The following is a 2,086-nucleotide window of genomic DNA, read 5'->3' as shown; positions in this document are numbered from 1 at the left end:
GGCGAAGGCTTCAAGGCAAAGTTTGAGAATTTCCAAGTAAAGCATTTGCCCGATCAGCGCAGATTGGAATGGTTGAAGGCTCATGCCGAATAAAGGTTGCTAAGACATCGTCTGCAACATCGCTTTCTGTCATCAGTTCGGGGAATTGCTCTGCAAAGTTAATGACATTCAGCGGATTATACAAGAAGGCACTTATTGTTGCCTCAGTTACCTAAAGGTTAGTATTGGCTATGTCAGATGCTTACGGATTTTGCTTTAATGTATTTTAAATAAATTCTGTTTTTATTTTTCACTTTTTACACCTTCAATGTCCGCAGATATTCCTTCTGCTCAGGCGTGATTCTGTAGCTCTCGATGGCCTTCTGGATTGTCTTGTTGTGCGTCCAGAGAGCAAGGCGACGTTGCACGATGTAGGGTATCGTTGCGTCCCATTACTTGGCAAGGGCTGTGGCGAAGAACTAGGCTATCCATCCTTATATTGCTTAGCCAACTGACTTACAAAATTGAACTTATATATATTCATGGCGTTCTGAATGAAGGCTGCTTTGGTGACCCACTATGCTTGACAGCAGACCCTTGCCTGCGCCACTATCGGCTACGAGATTTGCCAACATTCCGCTTGTTTCCTTCCAACTTTTGTCGGGATACATGAATTCTGCCTCACTTACATGTGCGCCAAGTATTAGGAAAAGCATTGGACGAGTGGCTGATGCATGTCCTTCGACACCTGCGAAAGCAAAAGTTGCACGCATTCGGTGCCTTTTCCGAGGCGTGGAATAGCTGGAGGGGTGGGTTTATTGAGATTGTATTTAAAATTTGTCATGTCTGATGATTTGTTAAGTTGTTGATTTTAAGCCTTTTAGAGAGAGTAGGGTGTGGGCTGTCATTACAATTACAGTTATTACAGTTTTATTTACAAGGGTTGCTATTTCTGTCTTTTTTATATATAACTTATTGATTATTAATTAGTTATAAAGTCTTAAAGAAGGGGGTTGTGATATATTCCCCCTATTTGTAATAACTGTAATAACTGTAATTGTAATAGCTCGAGGGTGTTTACTGCTCCATTCATTTCTCCTCTCCAAGGCCTGTGGCGAAGCCGCTCGCCACCTACATGAGGTCCTCGGCTATTCTGTAGGTTTCAGCACAGCTCTCCATTCCATAAACTGCTTGGTTGTTTCTCCGCTATGATGGTCGAGGAAGAGACTGTGGGCGGTGTCGAGCGCAGCAATCTTCTGCATGTCCTCAGCATCAAGTTCAAAGTCGAAGAGATTCAGATTCTCCTGCATTCGTTCCTTGTGAACGGTCTTCGGGATGATGATTACGTCGCTCTGCAGCAGCCAGCGCAAGGCTACTTGTGCGGCAGTCTTGCCGTATTTCTCGCCAATCTGGGTGAGGGTAGGGTTGGTGAACAGTCCGTTCTTTTCTTCATAATTGTAAAATCTTATAGTTGTTATTTTATCTTGTTATATTCCTCATCGCTTACAGCCTCCTGCCACTCGTTGGATGTGTTCTCGCCAGGTATTTCAAAGGCGAGGTGGGCAAACCAACTGTCTTTTGCGGCACCATGCCAATGCTTTACGTTGGCAGGAATATGGATGACTGTGCCGGGAAGAATTTCCTGCGCAGGCTTGCCTTCTTCCTGATACCAGCCACGTCCGGCTACACCTACCAGCATTTGTCCGCCACCCTTTGTGGCGTGGTGCGTGTGCCAGTTGTTACGGCAACCAGGCTCAAATGTTACGTTGAAGAAAGGTATCTGACTGTTGGATATTTGTGCCAGATAACTGTTGCCTTTGAAGTATTTGGCGTAAGCGGTGTTGGGTTCGCCAATAGGAAATATCATCTCGCGCTGGAAAGCAGCCTTGGCGTCTTCTCCATTCACATCTTCGTTCCATACCTCCTTTGCCAGATTGAAGGCAGCCCAGGCCTTTGGCCAACCTGCGTAGAAGGCGATATGAGTAATAATCTCTGCCGCTTCCGTGCGGGTAATGCCGTTATTCTTTGCCGACTGCAAATGATATTTCAGCGAGCTGTCGGTTATTCCTTGGCTGATGAGCGAAGTGATTGTTACCAAACTGCGGTC

The 2,086-nt window shown here is 45.5% G+C and carries 2 protein-coding genes and 2 pseudogenes; 1 reads left to right on the top strand and 3 read right to left on the bottom strand.

The window, feature by feature from the left end:
- Nucleotides 1-93: pseudogene (locus ACJMM4_RS05170) on the top strand (DUF1349 domain-containing protein); the annotation flags it as partial.
- A 203-nt stretch (nucleotides 94-296) separates the two neighbouring features.
- Here ACJMM4_RS05170 and ACJMM4_RS05165 read toward each other — a convergent pair.
- The 3 genes and pseudogenes from ACJMM4_RS05165 to ACJMM4_RS05155 form a co-directional block, all read right to left on the bottom strand.
- Nucleotides 297-458: pseudogene (locus ACJMM4_RS05165) on the bottom strand (DNA alkylation repair protein); the annotation flags it as partial.
- Between the two features lie 669 nt (nucleotides 459-1,127).
- Nucleotides 1,128-1,415, bottom strand: a complete 288-nt coding sequence (locus tag ACJMM4_RS05160; protein ID WP_405383415.1) for an aldo/keto reductase — start codon at nucleotides 1,413-1,415, stop codon at nucleotides 1,128-1,130.
- Nucleotides 1,416-1,453: 38 nt separating this feature from the next.
- Nucleotides 1,454-2,086, bottom strand: a 633-nt coding sequence (locus tag ACJMM4_RS05155) for a carboxymuconolactone decarboxylase family protein (protein WP_405383413.1), incomplete at its 5' end; no start/stop codon positions are given.

This window comes from Phascolarctobacterium sp. (assembly GCF_045124115.1).
Taxonomy (GTDB): domain Bacteria; phylum Bacillota; class Negativicutes; order Acidaminococcales; family Acidaminococcaceae; genus Phascolarctobacterium_A.
This window is presented reverse-complemented; position numbering and strand designations above follow the sequence as displayed.